14 protein-coding genes are annotated in these 18,327 nt (G+C 66.7%); 13 read left to right on the top strand and 1 reads right to left on the bottom strand.

Going from position 1 to position 18,327, the window contains the following annotated elements:
* The first annotated feature begins 143 nt into the window (after positions 1-143).
* From FHW81_RS17210 to FHW81_RS17175, 8 genes are all read left to right on the top strand, one after another.
* The gene (locus FHW81_RS17210) at positions 144-1,394 is read left to right on the top strand and encodes an OprD family porin (protein WP_023084281.1); all 1,251 of its coding nucleotides are present in this window, start codon (positions 144-146) and stop codon (positions 1,392-1,394) included.
* Between the two features lie 185 nt (positions 1,395-1,579).
* Complete coding sequence (locus FHW81_RS17205; protein ID WP_009876400.1) at positions 1,580-2,902, top strand: MFS transporter; 1,323 nt, start codon at positions 1,580-1,582, stop codon at positions 2,900-2,902.
* Between the two features lie 30 nt (positions 2,903-2,932).
* On the top strand, positions 2,933-4,108 hold the full coding sequence (locus FHW81_RS17200; protein ID WP_003113703.1) for an L-lyxonate dehydratase: 1,176 nt from the start codon (positions 2,933-2,935) through the stop codon (positions 4,106-4,108).
* A gap of 27 nt (positions 4,109-4,135) precedes the next feature.
* Positions 4,136-5,131 carry an AraD1 family protein gene (araD1, locus tag FHW81_RS17195; protein ID WP_003123447.1) on the top strand — a complete coding sequence of 332 codons (996 nt, stop codon included), beginning with the start codon at positions 4,136-4,138 and terminating at the stop codon, positions 5,129-5,131.
* A 128-nt stretch (positions 5,132-5,259) separates the two neighbouring features.
* Positions 5,260-6,843 carry an aldehyde dehydrogenase (NADP(+)) gene (locus tag FHW81_RS17190; RefSeq protein ID WP_016851648.1) on the top strand — a complete coding sequence of 528 codons (1,584 nt, stop codon included), beginning with the start codon at positions 5,260-5,262 and terminating at the stop codon, positions 6,841-6,843.
* Between the two features lie 648 nt (positions 6,844-7,491).
* Positions 7,492-8,112: a paraquat-inducible protein A gene (locus FHW81_RS17185; protein WP_003089139.1), complete on the top strand. Its 621-nt coding sequence runs from the start codon at positions 7,492-7,494 to the stop codon at positions 8,110-8,112.
* Positions 8,105-10,408 (top strand): PqiB family protein, encoded by a 2,304-nt coding sequence (locus FHW81_RS17180; protein ID WP_023086271.1) that lies wholly within the window; start codon positions 8,105-8,107, stop codon positions 10,406-10,408. The genes FHW81_RS17185 and FHW81_RS17180 overlap by 8 nt, the downstream gene beginning before the upstream one ends.
* A gap of 58 nt (positions 10,409-10,466) precedes the next feature.
* Positions 10,467-10,970, top strand: a complete 504-nt coding sequence (locus FHW81_RS17175; RefSeq protein WP_003089145.1) for a hypothetical protein — start codon at positions 10,467-10,469, stop codon at positions 10,968-10,970.
* Positions 10,971-11,035: 65 nt separating this feature from the next.
* Here the strand turns inward: FHW81_RS17175 and FHW81_RS17170 are convergent, their stop codons facing one another.
* Positions 11,036-12,988: a sigma-54-dependent Fis family transcriptional regulator gene (locus FHW81_RS17170; protein ID WP_016851647.1), complete on the bottom strand. Its 1,953-nt coding sequence runs from the start codon at positions 12,986-12,988 to the stop codon at positions 11,036-11,038.
* 196 nt (positions 12,989-13,184) lie between these two features.
* Here FHW81_RS17170 and FHW81_RS17165 point away from each other — a divergent pair, with 196 nt between their 5' ends.
* From FHW81_RS17165 to FHW81_RS17145, 5 genes are all read left to right on the top strand, one after another.
* Complete coding sequence (locus tag FHW81_RS17165; protein WP_016253453.1) at positions 13,185-14,240, top strand: phosphotransferase family protein; 1,056 nt, start codon at positions 13,185-13,187, stop codon at positions 14,238-14,240.
* The gene (locus FHW81_RS17160; protein ID WP_003089151.1) at positions 14,237-14,593 is read left to right on the top strand and encodes a DUF6285 domain-containing protein; all 357 of its coding nucleotides are present in this window, start codon (positions 14,237-14,239) and stop codon (positions 14,591-14,593) included. Before FHW81_RS17165 ends, FHW81_RS17160 begins: the two co-directional genes overlap by 4 nt.
* 50 nt (positions 14,594-14,643) lie before the next feature.
* Positions 14,644-15,816, top strand: a complete 1,173-nt coding sequence (locus FHW81_RS17155) for an acyl-CoA dehydrogenase family protein (RefSeq protein WP_003123439.1) — start codon at positions 14,644-14,646, stop codon at positions 15,814-15,816.
* On the top strand, positions 15,816-16,583 hold the full coding sequence (locus FHW81_RS17150) for an SDR family NAD(P)-dependent oxidoreductase (protein ID WP_106120663.1): 768 nt from the start codon (positions 15,816-15,818) through the stop codon (positions 16,581-16,583). Before FHW81_RS17155 ends, FHW81_RS17150 begins: the two co-directional genes overlap by 1 nt.
* Before the next feature lie 86 nt (positions 16,584-16,669).
* Positions 16,670-18,316 (top strand): AMP-binding protein, encoded by a 1,647-nt coding sequence (locus FHW81_RS17145; protein ID WP_029770929.1) that lies wholly within the window; start codon positions 16,670-16,672, stop codon positions 18,314-18,316.
* The last annotated feature ends 11 nt before the right edge of the window (positions 18,317-18,327 follow it).

Below are 18,327 nucleotides of genomic sequence, written 5' to 3'. Positions count from 1 at the left end.
GCCGCCCCTTCGTAACGCGCTCCCTGGCGCCTCCCTGTACCGTCGCGGCGGGGCAGGAGGCGTCGCACCTTCGACGAGAGACACATCGCCTGGAGCCGCAGCGCTCCACGGCTCGCTTCGGCCTGGGAAAAGGAAAAACAACAATGACCCGTTCCGCTCCGAACCTGCTGAAATCCGCCTCGCTCGCTCCGGTCCTGCTGGCCGGCCTGCCGTCGCTCGCCGGCGCCGAGGGCTTTATCGAAGACGCCAGCGTCAGCCTCGGCCTGCGCAATCTCTATTTCAATCGCGACTTCCGCCAGCCCGGCGCGGCGCAGTCGAAACAGGAGGAGTGGGCCCAAGGCTTTCTCCTACAGGCGAAGTCCGGCTATACCCAGGGCACCCTGGGCCTCGGCGTCGAGCTGATCGGCCAGCTCGGCCTGAAGCTCGACAGCAGCCCTGATCGTGCTGGCTCCGGGCTGCTGCCACGCCACGCCGACGGACGCGCAGCGGACGACTACGCGCGACTGGGCGTGGCGCCGAAGCTGAAGCTGTCGAATACCGAGCTGAAGCTCGGCGAACTGCTGCCGGAACTGCCAATCCTCCTGCGCAACGACGGCCGCCTGCTGCCACAGACCTTCCAGGGCGGCATGCTGACCTCCAGGGAAATCGCCGGCCTGACCCTGCACGGCGGGCAGATGCGTTCGCTCAGCCAGCGCAACTCCAGCGACCACCAGGACCTCTCGGTGGATGGGCGCGGCGGGGCGTTCTCCGACCGTTTCGACTACCTGGGCGCGGAGTACCGCTTCAATGCCGAGCGCAGCCAGGTCGGGCTGTGGCAGGCGCGACTGCAAGACATCTACCGGCAGGACTACTACAGCTTGAGCCACAAGCAGAGCTTCGGCGGCTGGCGCCTGGGCGCCAGCGTCGGGCTCTTCGACACGCGCGACGAAGGTGCCGCGAAGCTCGGTGATCTGGAGAATCGCGCGCTGACCGGTTTCTTCAGCGCGACCCGCGGCGGCCACAGCCTCGGCGCCGGCTACCAGCGCATGTACGGCGACGACGGGATGCTCTACATCGCCGGCACCAGCACGCCGTTGGTCAACGACATCCAGGTGCGCAACTTCACCAGCGCCGGCGAGCGCTCCTGGCAACTGCGCTACGACTACGACTTCGTCGCCCTGGGCATTCCCGGGCTGACCGCCATGGCCCGCTACGCCAACGGCGCCCATGCCCGGACGAAGGCGATGGACGACGGCCGCGCCTGGGAACGCGACGTGGACGTCGCCTACGTGATCCAGAGCGGCCCGCTGAAGAACCTCGGCCTGCGTTGGCGCAACGCCATGCTGCGGTCCAACCATGCCGCCGATGTCGACGAGAACCGCCTGATCCTCTCGTATTCCCTGCCGCTGCTCTGAGCGCAGGGCCGTTCTCGCTGCTGCCCGATAACCGGCGATTGGCTGTTTGGTTAAAAGGTATTGCCTGGGGTTATCGATGAATGCGCAGAAGTGATTATCCGCGCGGGAGCGGCCTGGCTACAGTCGGCCCAACGCAAGCGGCCATGCCGCCTCCGCGTCGAACAACAACAAGAAGGAAGCCCTCCATGAGCGCCATGAACGACCACGCCAGGCTGCTGTCCTCGGCGATCGCCACCAGCCGCCTGCGGCTCCTGCCTTTCCTGGTCCTGATGTATGTACTGGCTTTCATCGACCGGGCCAACGTCGGTTACGCGCGGGCCTTCCTGCAAGCCGACACCGGCCTCGGCGATGCCGCCTTCGCGTTCGGCGCGAGCATCTTCTTCATCGGCTATGCCTGCTTCGAGGTACCCAGCAACCTGATGCTGCACCGCCTCGGCGCCAGGGTCTGGCTGTGCAGGATCATGGTCACCTGGGGCCTGGTCTCGGCGGCGATGATGTTCGCCGACGACGCCATGACTTTCTATGTCCTGCGCTTCCTGCTGGGCGTCGCCGAGGCGGGCTTCTTCCCCGGCATCATCCTCTACCTCACCTACTGGTTCCCGCAGCGCAGCCGTGCCCAGGCGCTCGGCCTGTTCTATTTCGGCCTGCCGCTGGCGCTGGTGCTGGGCGGTCCGCTGTCCGGCTGGCTGCTGGAGTTCCACGGCATCTTCGGCCTGGCCAACTGGCAGTGGCTGTTCGTCACCGAGGGCCTGCTGGCCTCGCTGGTCGGCATTGCCGCCTACTTCTACCTGGTCGACCGCCCGCGCGATGCCGGCTGGCTGAGCGACGAGCAGAAGCGGGCGCTGGAAGGCGAGCTGGCCGAAGAAGACACCCGCAAACAGGCACGCGGCCCGCACGGCTTCCTCAGCGCCCTGCGCAGCGGCCAGGTGCTGAAGTTCTGCCTGGTCTACTTCACCATCCAGATGAGCGTATACGGCGTGGTGTTCTACCTGCCGACCCGCATCGCCAGCTTCCTCGACGGCCAGGTCGGCCTGAACGTCGGCCTGATCACCGCGATTCCCTGGGTCTGCGCCCTGGTGGTAACGCGCCTGGTGACCCGCCAGGCCGACCGCTGCGGCCAGCATCGCCAGCTCGCGGTGGCCATGCTGGGCATGGCCGCAGCCGGTATCGCCGCCTCGGCGCTGGCCGGCAACCTGGGCCTGGCGGTGATCGCCTTCTGCTTCGCCGCGTCCGGCTTCGTCTCGGTGCAGCCGCTGTTCTGGACCCTTCCCACCGGCTACCTGAGCGGTGCGGCCGCGGCCAGCGGCATCGCCCTGATCAACTCCCTGGGCAACCTCGGCGGCTTCGTCGCGCCGAACCTCAAGACCCTCATGGAAAGCCAGTTCGCCGACCCGCGCGCCGGCATGTTCGCCCTGGCCGCCGTCGGCCTGCTCGGCGCCTGTCTGCTGGCCCGGCTGAAGACTTCCGGATCGTCGTCCGTCCCGCTGCGAGCGCGGCAGGCCGGCTGACCCACACTACGCACCGATAGGAGCTGCGACATGAAAATCAAATCCGTCCGTACCCGCGTCTTCGAATGGAAGGGCAAGGTCGTCCCGCCGCAGGCGCACTTCTGCACCAATGCCAGCGACATCCTGTTCGAGAAGGGAGACGCCATGGGCTCGTTCCGCTTCCACGGCTGGCTGGTGGTGGAGATCGAGACCGACGACGGCCTCGTCGGCATCGGCAACTGCGCCCTGGCGCCGCGCGTGGCGAAGGAAATCGTCGACCTCTACCTGGCGCCGATCTGCATCGGCGAAGACCCGTTCGACAACGAGTACATCTGGCAGAAGATGTATCGCCGCACCCACGCCTGGGGCCGCAAGGGCATCGGCATGGCAGCCATCTCGGCGGTGGACCTGGCGATCTGGGACATCATGGGCAAGGCGGTGAACAAGCCGGTGTTCAAGCTGCTCGGCGGCCGCACCAAGGAGAAGATCTGGACCTACGCCTCGAAGCTCTACGCCAACGACAACCTCGACGCCTTCCTCGAAGAGGCCCAGGGCTACCTGAACCAGGGCTTCACCGCGCTGAAGATGCGCTTCGGCTATGGCCCCAAGGACGGCCCGACGGGCATGCGCAGGAACATCGAGCAGGTCCGCGCGCTACGCGAACTGGCCGGGCCGGACATCGACATCATGCTCGAATGCTACATGGGCTGGACCCTGGAATACGCCCGGCGGATGCTGCCGAAGCTCGCCGAGTTCGAACCGCGCTGGCTGGAGGAGCCGGTGATCGCCGATGACATCGAGGGCTACGTCGAGCTGAAGAAGATGGGGATCATGCCGATCTCCGGCGGCGAGCACGAATTCACCGGCCACGGCTTCAAGGACCTGCTGGAGCGCCGCGCGGTGGACGTCATCCAGTACGACACCAACCGCGTCGGCGGGATCACCGCCGCGCGCAAGATCAACGCCATGGCCGAGGCCTGGTCGGTGCCGGTGATCCCGCACGCCGGACAGTTGCACAACTATCACCTGACCATGGCCAGCACCGCCTCGCCGATGGCCGAGTTCTTCCCGGTGTTCGACGTCGAGGTCGGCAACGAGCTGTTCTACTACGTGTTCAAGGGCGAGCCGCAGCCGGTCGACGGCTATATCCAGCTGGACGACCACAAGCCCGGCCTGGGCCTGGAGATATCCGAAGAGCACCTCAAGGATTTCATCATCATCGAGTGATAGTCGGAGCCCACAGGAGGAGCCGAGATGCGGCTGATTCAATTCGAGGACCGGGCAGGGCAGCGCCGGGTCGGCGTCGTCGAAGGCGCCGGGATACAGGTGCTGCGCGGCGTGCGCAGCACGCGCGAACTGGGGCTGGCGGCGATTCGCGCGGGCAGCGGCCTGCAAGACGAGGTGCTGCGCCGAGGCAGCGAGCCAGGCCCGGACTATGCCGGGTTGCTGGAGGAGGGAAGGGTGCTGCCGCCGCTGGATCATGACGACCCGGCCCATTGCCTGGTCAGCGGCACCGGCCTGACCCACCTGGGCAGCGCCGCGACGCGCGACCGCATGCACCAGCAGAACCAGGGCGACGAGACCGCGCTGACCGACACCATGCGCATCTTCAGGTGGGGCCTGGAGGGCGGCAAGCCACCGGCGGGCCAGGTCGGCGCGCAGCCCGAATGGTTCTACAAGGGCGACGGCGGCATCGTCGTGCGCCCCGGCGCGGACTTCCCGCTACCGGCCTTCGCCGAGGACGCCGGCGAGGAACCGGAGCTGGTCGGGCTCTACCTGATCGGCGATGACCGCCGGCCTTACCGGCTCGGCTACGCCCTGGGCAACGAGTTCTCCGACCACCTGATGGAGCGCCGCAACTACCTGTACCTGGCGCATTCCAAGCTACGCGCCTGCTGCTACGGGCCGGAGCTGCGAGTCGGCGAACTGCCGCGCCACCTGCAGGGCGAGAGCCGGATCCTGCGCGACGGCGAAGTGCTCTGGCAGCAGGCGTTCCTTTCCGGCGAGGACAACATGTGCCACAGCCTGGAGAACCTCGAGTACCACCATTTCAAGTACGCGCAGTTCCTCCGTCCGGGCGACGTCCACGTGCATTACTTCGGTACCGCCACGCTGTCCTTCGCCGACGGGATCAAGGCTGCTCCGGGGGATGTCTTCGAGATCGCCATGGCCGAGTTCGGCGCGCCGCTGCGCAATGGCATCGCCGCCGTCGAGACCGCACTGACGCCGGGGCGGGTGGTAGCGCTCTGAAGCCCCACCGCCGTGCATAGGCCGGAGCTCCACGAGAGACCCGCGGCACGGTTTCCTTCATTCCTGCAGAGCCTTGGCTCCAACCCCGCCGGCCATCCCCGGCGGGGCTTCCCCTGTATGAGGTCGACATGACAGCCATCCTCGGACACAACTTCATCGGCGGCGCCCGCAGCGCGGCCGGCACGCTCTTCCTGCAAAGCCTCGACGCCGCCAGCGGTGAGGCGCTGCCGTACCGCTTCGTGCAAGCCACCCCGGAAGAAGTGGACGCCGCCGCCGAAGCCGCCGCCAGCGCCTACCCGCACTACCGGCAACTGCCGGCCAGCCGCCGCGCGGAATTCCTCGATACCATCGCCGCCGAACTCGACGCGCTGGACGACGATTTCGTCGCCATCGTCTGCCGTGAAACCGCGCTACCGGCCACGCGCATCCAGGGAGAACGCAGCCGCACCAGCGGCCAGCTGCGCCTGTTCGCCGAAGTCCTGCGGCGCGGCGACTTCCATGGCGCGCGCATCGACCGCGCCCGGCCCGAACGCAAGCCGCTGCCACGCGTCGACCTGCGCCAGTGCCGGATCGGCCTCGGCCCGGTGGCGGTGTTCGGCGCGAGCAACTTCCCCCTGGCGTTCTCCACCGCCGGCGGCGATACCGCCGCGGCCCTGGCCGCCGGCTGCCCGGTGGTGTTCAAGGCGCACAGCGGACACATGGCCACCGCCGAACGGGTCGCCGCGGCGATCCTCCGCGCGGCCGAGCGCACCGGCATGCCGGCGGGCGTGTTCAACATGATCTACGGCGGCGGAGTAGGGGAGCGGCTGGTACGCCACCCCGCGATCCAGGCGGTCGGCTTCACCGGTTCGCTGAAGGGCGGCCGCGCCCTCTGCGACATGGCGGCCGCCCGGGCGCAGCCGATCCCGGTGTTCGCCGAGATGAGCAGCATCAACCCGGTGGTGCTGCTGCCGGCGGCGCTGAAGAAGCGCGGCGAGGCCGTGGCCGACGAACTGAGTGCCTCGGTGGTGCTCGGCTGCGGCCAGTTCTGTACCAATCCCGGGCTGGTCATCGGCATCCGCTCTGCGCAATTCTCGGCGTTCCTCGAACGCTTCGCCGCCCGCATGGACGACCAGCCGGCGCAGACCATGCTCAACGCCGGCACGCTGGCCAGCTATGAAAAAGGCCTGGCGGCGCTGCACGCCCACCCGCGCGTCCGCCATCTCGCCGGGCAACCGCAGGAGGGCCGCCAGGCCCGGCCGCAACTGTTCCAGGCGGACGTCAGCCTGCTGCTGGAGGGCGACGAGTTGCTGCAGGAAGAAGTCTTCGGCCCGGCCAGCGTGGTCGTCGAGGTCGCCGACCACGCCGAACTGAAACGCGCGCTGCATGGGCTGCACGGGCAGCTCACCGCGACCCTGATCGCCGAAGCGGAAGACCTGGCGTCCTTCGCCGACCTGGTACCGCTCCTGGAACAGAAGGCAGGACGCCTGCTGCTCAACGGCTACCCGACCGGCGTGGAAGTCTGCGACGCGATGGTCCACGGCGGCCCGTACCCGGCCACTTCGGACGCCCGCGGCACCTCGGTGGGCACCCTGGCCATCGACCGTTTCCTGCGCCCGGTGTGCTACCAGAACTACCCGGACGCGTGGCTGCCGGAAGCGCTGAAGGATGGCAACCCATTGGGGATTGCGCGGTTGGTGGACGGGGTTGGGACGCGGGCGGCGATTGACTGAAAGAGGAACCGGGCAAAGACGAGGTTCGGAGGATATCGGAGCCTCAGAGGTGTGCAGCAGGACACTGGAGGAGCCCCGGAAGAGGCCCGCCGGTGTTCCTGCCTGTAAAGCGAGTATCGATCCAGGGCTACCCGAGTGCTCCTATCGTCCCATGCCTGGACGCGGAAAAGCCGCTTCTCGGTGTCGAGGGATTCTCGGCCGATACCGCCACTTGCATCGGCATGAGACAGGAGGCGCGCCACAATCTCTCCGGGGGTCCTTCCTTCCGTGGCGAATGCCATGATGCCTCCCTGGCAGGATCGCCGCTTGGCTCCGTATAGCGCGATGGAGAAAAACACATGAGACAATATTGACTCATGTGAACTATATAAGCATCATACGATCCCAGCGCTCGATCGCCGTCCAAGCGGCATGAATAGCGAGTCCGGCCCAGCCTGGCCAGATCGAGCCGAGCGGACAACTGATGCGCGTGAGTGGCCGAACCCATGCCATCGCTGTAACGCCCCGGACAGAATCGTCTTCCGACGGCAGCTTCCCCCGACAGGTGGTTTCCCCGTGCCCATTCCCTGCCGGGCAAGGCACAGGTTGGCCGCCGCGCTGGACGACGACAAACCATCACCGTCCCGGCAGAGATCCTGGAGAACGACAATGCGTGCGATCGATGCCGGCATTCTGGTCTGCGGCGAGTGCCACCAGTTGAATCGCGCCGACGGGAACGAGCATCCGCGTTGCAGTCGCTGCGGCGCGAAGCTGCATCCTCGGCGGCCGAACAGCATTGCCCGTACCTGGGCGTTGCTGATCTCGGCGATGATTCTCTACGTTCCCGCCAACCTGTTGCCGATCATGACCGTCAACATGCTCGGCAAGGGCTCCCCGGCGACCATCATGGGCGGGGTCGTGACCCTGATCCAGGCCGACATGTTTCCCATCGCCCTGGTGGTGTTCGTCGCCAGTATCGTCGTCCCCACCTTCAAGCTGGTCGGCATCGCCCTGCTGCTCTATTCGGTGCAGCGGCACCAGCCGATGTCGGCCCGCCAGCGAATCATGATGTACCGCTTCATCGAATGGGTCGGGCGCTGGTCGATGCTCGATATCTTCGTCATCGCCATCCTCGTGGCGCTGGTCAATTTCGGCAACCTGGCGAGCATCGAGGCCAATCTCGGCGCCGCCGCCTTCGCCAGCGTGGTGGTGCTCACCATGCTCGCCGCCGTGACGTTCGACCCCCGGCTTATCTGGGACAACACCAATCTGGACGACGAGAATGAGTGATTTGCCAAGCCCGAAGAAACACAAGACCTCGAACTGGTCGGCGATCTGGGTGCTGCCGCTGGTGGCCCTGGCTATCGGGGCCTGGCTGGGCTGGCGCGCCTACGACCAGGCAGGGGTGCTGATCCAGGTGCGCTTCGAGAGCAGCGATGGCATCCAGGCGAAGAAGACCGAGGTGCTGTACAAGGGCATCGCGGTCGGCAAGGTCGTCGCGCTGGATGTCAGCGAAGATATCAAGGGCGTGGTGGCCACCATCGAAATGGACAAGGAGGCGCGCCAGTACCTGAGCAAGGGTACCCGCTTCTGGCTGGTCAAGCCGCGGGTTTCCCTGGCTGGCGTCACCGGCCTGGAAACCCTGGTATCCGGCGTCTACATCGCGGTCGATCCGGTGAAGGGCGAGAAGGAAGAACGCAACTTCACCGCGCTGAAGCAGCCGCCCCCCCTTTCCGACAGGCTGCCCGGCCTGCACCTGACCCTCAAGGCCGATCGCCTGGGCTCCCTGGAGCAGGGCAGCCCGGTGTTCTACCGGCAGATCCAGGTCGGCCAGGTGAAGAGCTTCCAGCTGGGCGATGACCAGAGGACCATCGAGATCAAGGTGCACATCGAGCCGGCCTACGCCGACCTGGTGCGCAAGCACACGCGATTCTGGAACGCCAGCGGCATCTCCATTTCCGGCGGCCTGTCCGGCTTCAAGGTGCGTAGCGAATCGTTGCTGACCCTGGCGGCCGGCGGCATCGCTTTCGCTACTTCCGATAGTCGAGGCGACAGCCCGCCGACCGATCCGAGCAAGCCGTTCCGTCTGTACGACGACTACGACGCGGCCCAGGCCGGTCTGCGCGTGAAGCTGAAGATGAACGACGTCAGCGGCATCGATCCGGGCCGCACCCCGGTGATGTTCAACGGCGTGCAGGTCGGTCTGGTCAAGTCGATCGACATGGACAAGGACTACAGCAGCGCCACTGCCGACCTGGCGATGGATCCGCGGGTCGAGGACATGCTGCTGGAAGGCACCGAATTCTGGACCGTCAAGCCAAGCATCTCCCTGGCCGGCATCACCGGCCTCGAGGCCCTGGTGAAAGGTAACTATATCGACGTGCGCTTCGCCAAGAGCGGCGCGCCGAGTCGCGAGTTCACCATCCGCCCGAAAGCGCCGCCGCTGAACACCGACGCGCCCGGCCTGCACCTGGTGCTGACCAGCGACAAGCTCGGCTCGATCGATATCGGCGCGCCGATCCTCTACCGCCAGGTCCGCGTCGGCAGCGTGCAGAGCTACCAGCTATCGCGCGACCGCCAGCGAGTGGTGGTGGGTGTGCACATCGAGCCGGAGTACGCGCACCTGGTGAATACCTCGACGCGCTTCTGGAACTCCAGCGGGATCACCCTGACCGGCAACCTCAGCGGCGTGCAGGTGAAGAGCGAGTCGCTGCAGACCCTGATCACCGGCGGGATTTCCTTCGACACCCTCGATCCGAAGGCGCCGACCGTGACCAAGGTGCGTCGCTTCACCCTCTTCGACAGCGAGGAGGCGGCGATGGCCCGTGGCGTGGAGATCCAGCTGAGCATCGACAATGCCGACGGCCTGCGCGAAGGCACGCCGATCCGTTTCAAGGGCCTGGACATCGGCAAGATCGAAAGCGTCGAGCTGAACCCGGACCTCTCCGGGGTACTGATGAAGGCCCGCCTGACTTCCGCCGGCGAGCGCGTCGCCCGCAGCGGAACCCGCTTCTGGGTGGTGCGTCCGGCGCTCGGCCTGCTGCGTACCGAGAACCTCGGAACCCTGGTCAGCGGCCCCTATATCGAGGCGCTGCCGTCGAGCACGCCGGGCGAGCGCCAGGCACGCTTCCAGACTCTCGCCGAAGCGCCCAACCTGCTGGGTCGGGAAAACGGCCTGCGGCTGACCCTCAGCGCGCCGCGCAAGGGCTCGATCAAGCCGGGCAACCTGGTGACCTACCGGCAGATCCCGGTGGGCAAGGTCGTCGACCTGGCCTTGGGCGAACAGGCCGACCGGGTGCTGATCAGCATCCTCATCGAACCGCGCTACGTACCGCTGGTGCGTACCGGCAGCCGTTTCTGGAATGCCAGCGGCTTCGGCGTCGACGCCAGCCTGTTCAAGGGTCTGTCGCTACGCACCGAGTCGATGGAGGCGCTGATGGAGGGCGGCATTGCCTTCGCCACCCCGAACAATGCGCAGATGGGCGAGCCCGCCAAGCCGGGGCAGACCTTCGCCCTGTTCGATTCGGCCAATGACGAATGGCTGGAGTGGGCGCCCAGGATCGCCCTGAGGAGCGGGGCCCGTTGATGTCGCATCGCACCGCGGCAGCATGAATCCATTCGATCAACCCAGAAGGAGAACGCCGATGTCCAGGCGCTTGCTTTTCGTGGCCACCCTGGTCGCGACCCTTTCCCTTGCCGCTCATGCCGACGAACCCCTGCCATCGGTCGAGCAGGTGATGAACGAGCACAAGGAAAAGATCAGGAACCAGCTGGAAACCATCAACTACAAGCGCAAACGGATGGTCGAGGCAAACATGGCGCTGGACGGCACCGAAGCCGAGACGTTCTGGCCGATCTATTCACGCTACCGAGGCGAGACGGACAGCCTGCACAAAGAGACATTCCAGCTCCTGCTCGAATATGCCCGCGCCTATGGTTCCGGCAGCATTACCGACGCGGAAGCTTCGAGGATGGTCGACCTCTATCGGGGATTGCAGGAGAAACAGCTGGCCGTGCTGCACCGGTACGTGCAGGAAGTGGCCGAGAAGATGTCACCTCGGCGGGCCATGCGCTTCCTGCAGATCGAAGCGCAGCTGGACGCGCTGGAGGCGTTGCAGATCGGCAAGCAGGTTCCGCTGATCAATTGAGTTTCACGGCACCGGCCGCGTCCATGCCTGGGCGAGTTCCGCATCGCCCAGGCGCATCGTTTTGCTCAGCGTGCCGAGCGAAGCCGCCGCCACAGCGTGGTCCGGCTGATCCCGAGCCGACGCGCAGCCTCGTCAAGGCTGCCCTGGCAGCTGTCCAGCGTCTCCTGTATGTAGCGCAACTGCGCGGTTTTGCCGATGGCGTGCAAATCCTTTGTGCGCGATGGCTCTTTCCGGGACCTGGGCTGAGGCTGGCCTTCGAATAGCTCGGGCAGCACGCGAGCCAGGTAATGCTCATCCACGCCGTGCTCATGGAAGATTTCGCTGGCGGAGAGCATCGCCCGTTCGATGACATTCTCCAGTTCCCTGACGTTTCCGGGCCAGGAATGGCGGACGAGGTAGGGTAGCAGGAGCGTCGTTATGCCTGCGGCACCCGGTGGCTGGCCCTGGACCAGCAGGCGCTGGCTGATTCCCTGGCAAATCAGAGGAATGTCCTCGGGCCGCTCGCGCAGGGGAGTGGTCTGCAAGCGCAGGATATTCAGCCGGTAATACAGGTCGGTGCGAAACTCGCGATCCTTCATGGCGGCCCCCAGGTCCTTGTGGGTGGCGGCGATGATGCGCACGTCGATGGAGATCGGCTCGGTGCCGCCCAGGCGCAAGACCTCTCGCTCCTGCAATACACGAAGGAGGCGAGTCTGCAGCGACACAGGCATGTCGCCGATCTCGTCGAGGAACAGCGTGCCACGGTGAGCCGCCTCGAACAGGCCGGGCTTGCCGCCTTTGCGCGAACCGCTGAAGGCGCCTTCCTCGTAGCCGAACAGTTCGCTTTCCAGTAGCGACTCGGGAAACGCCGCGCAGTTGATGGCGACGAAAGGCCCGTGCCGGCGAGGGCTCTCGTTATGGATCCCTTGGGCGAGCAGTTCCTTGCCGGTGCCGCTTTCGCCAGTGATCAGGATGGTCGAATGGCTGGCGGCAAAGCGCTTGGCCAGCTGCAACATCTCACGGTTGGCCTTGCTCGCGCCGTTGAGTTGTTCGAGCCGGTAACGCGCGGTGAAGGCACCTGGACGGCGAGTGGAGCGGATGCGTTGATCCGCGCGCTGCACGGCGGTGATGTCCTGGCAGGTGAGCACCAGGCCGGTACGCTCGCCATTCTCCAGGATCGGCAGGAGATTGCTGACCACGGCGTGCGAGCCCAGCCGGATCACCCGGTTTTCCTCGCCACCGCCATCCTCTAGCGCCTGTTGCAGGTCAAGCTCCGGGCATAGCTGCTGTAACGGTCGACCCAGAGCCGAGCTGACCGGCAACTCCAGCAACTGGGCAAGGGCAGGGTTGAGCGATTGCACCACACCCTGGTTGTCGACCGCTGCCACACCGCTTGGAATGTGTTGCAGCACCGCGTCCAGATGCCGCCGCTTGGCGATCTCCAGGCGCTGGCTGTCGAGGACTCCCATGGCCTCCTCGAGCGCCTTGCGCGCAGTGTCTTCGCTCAGCGACAGCACGCCGTGCAGGCCGGCCTGTTCCGCCAGCTCCACCACCGTCGACGAACCGATGATGCTGCGGCAACCCAGCCGGGCTACCTCCAGGACAGCCTGGCGAGCCTCTTCCAGGGTGGTGTAGGCGACCTGGTGAACCTGCACCGTGAACAGCGTTCGCATGGCTTGCAGGTCCCGGTCGATGCGGTTGTAGCTGAGCAGGGCGACATGGGAGGAGTGTTCGCGAGCTTGCTCCAGCGCACGCAACAGGTCTCCGCCGCCAACACGCATCGTCAGAACCGGACGTGCCAGGTGTCTACGCAGGTAGGCGGCAGTGGCGCCAGCACAGACGAACACGTCGGCCTTGCCGCGCTGTTCGAGATCGCGGGCGGTTTGCAGGGCTTCGGATACCGAGGTGTCAAGCACCTCGATATGGACGTCCGGGTAGCCCGCCGCCAGGCCGGCCACCAGGCTGGCGAGGCGACTGCGCTGCCGAGGTCGTTGAAGGTGACTGACCAGCACGACAACCTGGGAAAGGGGAGGACGCATGTCGAGACCTGTTCAGGATTGAATTGTTTCGATACTGAATCAGTTCGTTGCAAAAGTGAAACCCGGATTGCTTCGTCGAGCGCCATGGAAAAACCTGGCGCCAGAGAGCGCGCGGGTTACAGGCATATCCCGAAAATTGGCCCAGGCGTTGCTAAAGCTGTCTGACAACATGACTACAGGCAGGCCCTACAACCCCATGAGCACTCCTCCTACGACCGTACGGGACGGCGAGACATTCGTGGCCCCGGACGACCAGCCACTGGTCGAGTTCATCCGCGAGCACGCCGCAGCGAAGCGGGTGGTCATCCAGGCACGCCAGCGCCTGAGCGGCGGCGCCATCCAGGAAAACTGGCTGCTGGACCTGCTGATCGAAGGCGGCCCCTGGGCTGGCGCCCGGCGTTGGGTGCTGCGCAGCGACGCGCTTTCCGCGCTACCCGCCAGCCTTGACCGCGAACAGGAGTTCGCGGTGCTGCAAGTGGTTCATCAAGCCGGTGTGAAAGTACCGCGCCCGCTGTGGCTGTGCCGCGATATGCGCGTGCATGGGCGGGTGTTCTTCCTGATGGAGTACGTGCCGGGTGTCGCCGCCGGTCGCTTGCTCAGCGCTGGCGCCGGCACCCAGGGCCGGGCGCAGCTGGCGGCGCAGCTTGGCGCCAACCTGGCGCGCCTGCATCAGGTTCGCCCGCCGTGCGCCGCGCTGGATTTCCTGCCGATGCCAACCCGCTCACCGGCCTTGGCGACCATCGACGCCTATCGCCACTACCTCGACACCCTCGCCGATGCCTATCCGGTGCTGGAGTGGGGCCTGCGCTGGTGCGAGCTGCACGCACCGCGCAACAGCATCCTGTGTCTGTTGCACCGTGACTACCGCACCGGCAACTACCTGGCCAGCGAACAGGGACTCGAAGCCGTACTCGACTGGGAGTTCACCGGCTGGGGCGACCCTTGCGAGGACCTAGGCTGGTTCACCGCCCGCTGCTGGCGCTTCACCCGCCCAGACCTCGAGGCCGGCGGTATCGGCCAACTGGAGGACTTCCTGGGGGGCTACCACGAGGTGTCTCCGCTGCGTATCGAGCGCAGCCAACTGCACTACTGGCAGGTCATGGCCACCCTGCGCTGGGCGGTGATCGCCCTGCAGCAAGGCCAGCGCCACCTGTCCGGCGAGGAGCCGTCCATTGAGCTGGCACTGACCGCACGACTGCTGCCGGAGCTTGAGCTCGACATCCTGCACATGACCGGAGCCGAAGCGCCATGACCCAGCCCGATGCCCATGAACTGCTCGACATCGCTCGCTCGACGCTTCTGGAGCAACTGCTGCCAGCGCTGCCCGGCGAGCTGCGTTACCCGGCCCTGATGATCGCCAATGCCATGGCCATCGCAGCCCGCGAAAGCCGCCTGGGGGCTCTGGCCGAGGACCAGGAGCGGACACGTCTGGCCGCCTTGGTCGACGAGGCGCCCGCAGCCTTGCCCGACCTGCGCCGCCAACTGGCACGGGCCATTCGCCTGGGCAGCCATGACGCCCCGCAAAACCATAGAACCCTGGTCGAGACATTGCGCCAGGTCACCCTCGCCCGATTGGCCATCAGCAATCCCAAGGCCTTGCCCTGAACGGCGTCAGCCATCTCATTCCCGACAGACAAGCACCCAGAAGGACAACCATGAACTTCACCCTCCCGGACGAACTGCTCGCCTTGCAGGCCAAGACCCGAGACTTCATCGCCGAACAGGTCATCCCGCTCGAGAACGACCCCCGCCAGGACAGCCACGGCCCCAGCGACGCCCTGCGCCAGGACCTGGTGGCCCGCGCCCGCGCGGCCGGCTTGCTGACGCCCCACGCCAGCCGCGAAATGGGTGGCCTGGCGCTGAGCCACGTGGCCAAGGCGATCGTCTTCGAAGAGGCCGGCTACTCGCCGCTGGGCCCGGTGGCGCTGAACATCCATGCCCCGGACGAAGGCAACATCCACCTGATGGACGTGGTCGCCACCGAGGCGCAGAAAGACCGCTGGTTGCGCCCGCTGGTCCAGGGCCATGCCCGTTCCTGCTTCGCCATGACCGAGCCTGCGCCAGGCTCCGGCTCGGACCCCTCGATGCTGCGCACCACCGCCACCCGCGATGGCGACGACTACCTGATCAATGGCCGCAAGTGGCTGATCACCGGCGCAGAAGGCGCCGACTTCGGCATCGTCATGGCGCGCATGGAGGATGGTACGGCGACCATGTTCCTGACCGACATGAAACGCGACGGCATCATCCATGAGCGTCAGCTGGACTCGCTGGACAGCTGCTTCACCGGTGGCCACGGGCAGCTGCGTTTCGACAACCTGCGTATTCCGGCGAGCGATGTGCTCGGCGAGATCGGCAAGGGGTTCCGGTATGCCCAGGTGCGCCTGGCGCCGGCGCGGCTCACCCACTGCATGCGCTGGCTGGGCGCCGCGCGTCGCGCCCACGACATCGCCTGCGACTATGCGCGCACCCGCGACGCCTTCGGCAAGCCGCTGGGCGAGCACCAGGGTGTGGGCTTCATGCTGGCCGACAACATGATGGACCTGCACGTGGTGCGCCTGGCGGTGTGGCACTGCGCCTGGGTGCTCGACCAGGGCCGGCGGGCCAATGTCGACTCCAGCATGGCCAAGGTGATCAGCGCCGAGGCGTTGTGGCGGGTGGTCGATCGTTGCGTCCAGGTACTGGGCGGGCGCGGGGTGACCGGAGACACCGTGGTGGAGCGGATCTTCCGCGACATTCGCCCGTTCCGCATCTATGACGGCCCGAGCGAGGTGCACCGCATGAGCCTGGCGAAGAAACTGCTCGACCAGCGCCTGGAGGCCCGCTGATGCAGCCGAACCTGACCCGACTGTTCGCCCTCGACGGGCGCCGCGCCCTGGTGACCGGAGCCTCCAGCGGCCTGGGCCGCCACTTCGCCATGACCCTGGCCGCCGCAGGCGCCGAGGTGGTGGTGACTGCCAGGCGCCAGGCGCCGCTGCAGGCACTGGTGGAGGCCATCGAGGTGGCGGGAGGGCGGGCGCAGGCCTTTGCCCTCGATGTGACCTGCCGTGAGGATATCTGCCGGGTGCTCGATGCCGCCGGCCCGCTGGATGTGCTGGTCAACAATGCGGGGGTGAGCGACAGCCAGCCCTTGCTGGCCTGCGACGATCAAAGCTGGGACCGCGTGCTCGACACCAACCTCAAGGGCGCCTGGGCGGTGGCCCAGGAAAGCGCCAGGCGCATGGTCGCGGCGGGGACGGGCGGCAGCCTGATCAATGTCACTTCGATCCTCGCCAGCCGTGTGGCCGGCGCCGTCGGCCCCTACCTGGCGGCCAAGGCCGGCCTGGCCCACCTGACCCGCGCCATGGCGCTGGAGTTGGCGCGCCATGGCATCCGGGTGAACGCCCTGGCGCCCGGCTACGTGATGACCGACCTGAACGAGGCCTTCCTGGCCAGCGAGGCCGGCGACAAGTTGCGCTCGCGTATCCCCAGCCGCCGCTTCAGCGTGCCGGCGGACCTGGACGGCGCCTTGCTGCTGCTCGCCAGCGATGCCGGGCGGGCCATGAGCGGCGCCGAGATCGTGGTCGATGGCGGCCACCTGTGCAGCAGCCTGTAACGCGCCCTGGCGCAATAACAACAAGAACAGGAGGTATGTATGTGCGTGCAAGACCCGAGCAATGTGTCGATGAGGTGGCTGCCATGATGGTTCCGACCCTCGAGCACGAGCTTGCTCCCAACGAAGCCAACCATGTCCCGCTGTCGCCGCTGTCGTTCCTCAAGCGTGCCGCGCAGGTGTACCCGCAGCGCGATGCGGTGGTCTATGGCGCAAGGCGCTACAGCTACCGCCAGTTGCACGAGCGCAGTTGCGCCCTGGCCAGTGCCCTGGAGCGGGTCGGCGTACAAGCGGGCGAGCGGGTGGCGATACTGGCGCCGAATATCCCGGAAATGCTCGAGGCCCACTATGGCGTACCCGGTGCCGGGGCGGTGCTGGTATGCATCAACATTCGCCTGGAGGCACGCAGCATCGCCTTCATCCTGCGCCACTGCGCGGCCAGGGTGCTGATCTGCGACCGTGAGTTCGGTGCCGTGGCCCAGCAGGCGCTGGCCATGCTCGATGCGCCGCCCTTGCTGGTGGGCATCGACGATGATCAGGCCGAGCGAGCCGACCTCGCCCACGACCTGGACTATGAGGCGTTTCTGGCCCAGGGCGACCCGGGGCGGCCGCTGAGTGCGCCGCAGAACGAATGGCAGTCGATCGCCATCAACTACACCTCCGGCACCACGGGGGATCCCAAGGGCGTGGTCCTGCATCACCGCGGCGCCTACCTCAACGCCTGCGCCGGCGCGCTGATCTTCCAGTTGGGGCCGCGCAGCATCTACCTGTGGACCTTGCCGATGTTCCACTGCAACGGCTGGAGCCATACCTGGGCGGTGACGCTGTCCGGTGGCACGCACGTGTGCCTGCGCAAGGTCCAGCCAGATGCGATCCACGCTGCGATTGCCGAGCATGCGGTGACCCACCTGAGCGCCGCGCCGGTGGTGATGTCGATGCTGATCCATGCCGAGCATGCCAGCGTCCCTGCCGTGCCGGTATCGGTGATCACCGGCGGCGCCGCGCCGCCCAGCGCGGTCATCGCCGCCATGGAAGCACGCGGCTTCAGCATCACCCACGCCTACGGCATGACCGAAAGCTACGGCCCCAGCACCCTGTGCCTGTGGCAGCCGGGGGTCGACGAATTGCCGCTGGAGGCCCGGGCCCAGTTCATGAGCCGCCAGGGCGTCGCCCACCCGATGCTCGAGGAGGCCACGGTGCTGGATACCGACACCGGCCGTCCGGTCCCGGCCGACGGCCGCACCCTTGGCGAACTGGTAGTGCGGGGCAACACCGTGATGAAAGGCTACCTGCACAACCCCGAGGCCACCCGTGCCGCGTTGGCCGACGGCTGGTTGCACACCGGCGACCTGGCCGTGCTGCACCCGGACGGCTACGTGGAAATCAAGGACCGGGCCAAGGACATCATCATTTCCGGCGGCGAGAACATCAGCTCGCTGGAGATCGAGGAAGTGCTCTACCAGCACCCCGAGGTGGTCGAGGCCGCGGTGGTGGCGCGCCCGGATTCGCGCTGGGGCGAGACACCCCACGCGTTCGTCGCCTTGCGGGCGGATGCCTTACCCAGAACCACGGGTGACGATCTGGTCCGCTGGTGCCGCGAGCGCCTGGCGCACTTCAAGGCACCGCGGCATGTGACGCTTACCGAACTGCCCAAGACCGCCACCGGCAAGATCCAGAAGTTCGTCCTGCGCGAGTGGGCCCGGCAGGAGGAGGAGGCCGGCGACGCCGGCCGCTGATGGCGCTGCCG

Origin of the sequence: Pseudomonas sp. RC10-4-2, from assembly GCF_050433085.1 — a bacterium.
GTDB lineage: Bacteria > Pseudomonadota > Gammaproteobacteria > Pseudomonadales > Pseudomonadaceae > Pseudomonas > Pseudomonas aeruginosa.
The sequence above is the reverse complement of the archived record's forward strand: the minus strand, read 5'-3'. Positions and strand labels throughout refer to the sequence as shown.

Excerpts from the sequence above, each read along its gene's own strand:
- FHW81_RS17210 (WP_023084281.1), top strand. The coding sequence starts at position 144 with ATGACCCGTTCCGCTCCGAACCTGCTGAAATCCGCCTCGCTCGCTCCG.
- FHW81_RS17205 (WP_009876400.1), top strand. The coding sequence starts at position 1,580 with ATGAGCGCCATGAACGACCACGCCAGGCTGCTGTCCTCGGCGATCGCC.
- FHW81_RS17200 (WP_003113703.1), top strand. The coding sequence starts at position 2,933 with ATGAAAATCAAATCCGTCCGTACCCGCGTCTTCGAATGGAAGGGCAAG.
- araD1 (WP_003123447.1), top strand. The coding sequence starts at position 4,136 with ATGCGGCTGATTCAATTCGAGGACCGGGCAGGGCAGCGCCGGGTCGGC.
- FHW81_RS17190 (WP_016851648.1), top strand. The coding sequence starts at position 5,260 with ATGACAGCCATCCTCGGACACAACTTCATCGGCGGCGCCCGCAGCGCG.
- FHW81_RS17185 (WP_003089139.1), top strand. The coding sequence starts at position 7,492 with ATGCGTGCGATCGATGCCGGCATTCTGGTCTGCGGCGAGTGCCACCAG.
- FHW81_RS17180 (WP_023086271.1), top strand. The coding sequence starts at position 8,105 with ATGAGTGATTTGCCAAGCCCGAAGAAACACAAGACCTCGAACTGGTCG.
- FHW81_RS17175 (WP_003089145.1), top strand. The coding sequence starts at position 10,467 with ATGTCCAGGCGCTTGCTTTTCGTGGCCACCCTGGTCGCGACCCTTTCC.
- FHW81_RS17170 (WP_016851647.1), bottom strand. The coding sequence starts at position 12,988 with ATGCGTCCTCCCCTTTCCCAGGTTGTCGTGCTGGTCAGTCACCTTCAA.
- FHW81_RS17165 (WP_016253453.1), top strand. The coding sequence starts at position 13,185 with ATGAGCACTCCTCCTACGACCGTACGGGACGGCGAGACATTCGTGGCC.
- FHW81_RS17160 (WP_003089151.1), top strand. The coding sequence starts at position 14,237 with ATGACCCAGCCCGATGCCCATGAACTGCTCGACATCGCTCGCTCGACG.
- FHW81_RS17155 (WP_003123439.1), top strand. The coding sequence starts at position 14,644 with ATGAACTTCACCCTCCCGGACGAACTGCTCGCCTTGCAGGCCAAGACC.
- FHW81_RS17150 (WP_106120663.1), top strand. The coding sequence starts at position 15,816 with ATGCAGCCGAACCTGACCCGACTGTTCGCCCTCGACGGGCGCCGCGCC.
- FHW81_RS17145 (WP_029770929.1), top strand. The coding sequence starts at position 16,670 with ATGGTTCCGACCCTCGAGCACGAGCTTGCTCCCAACGAAGCCAACCAT.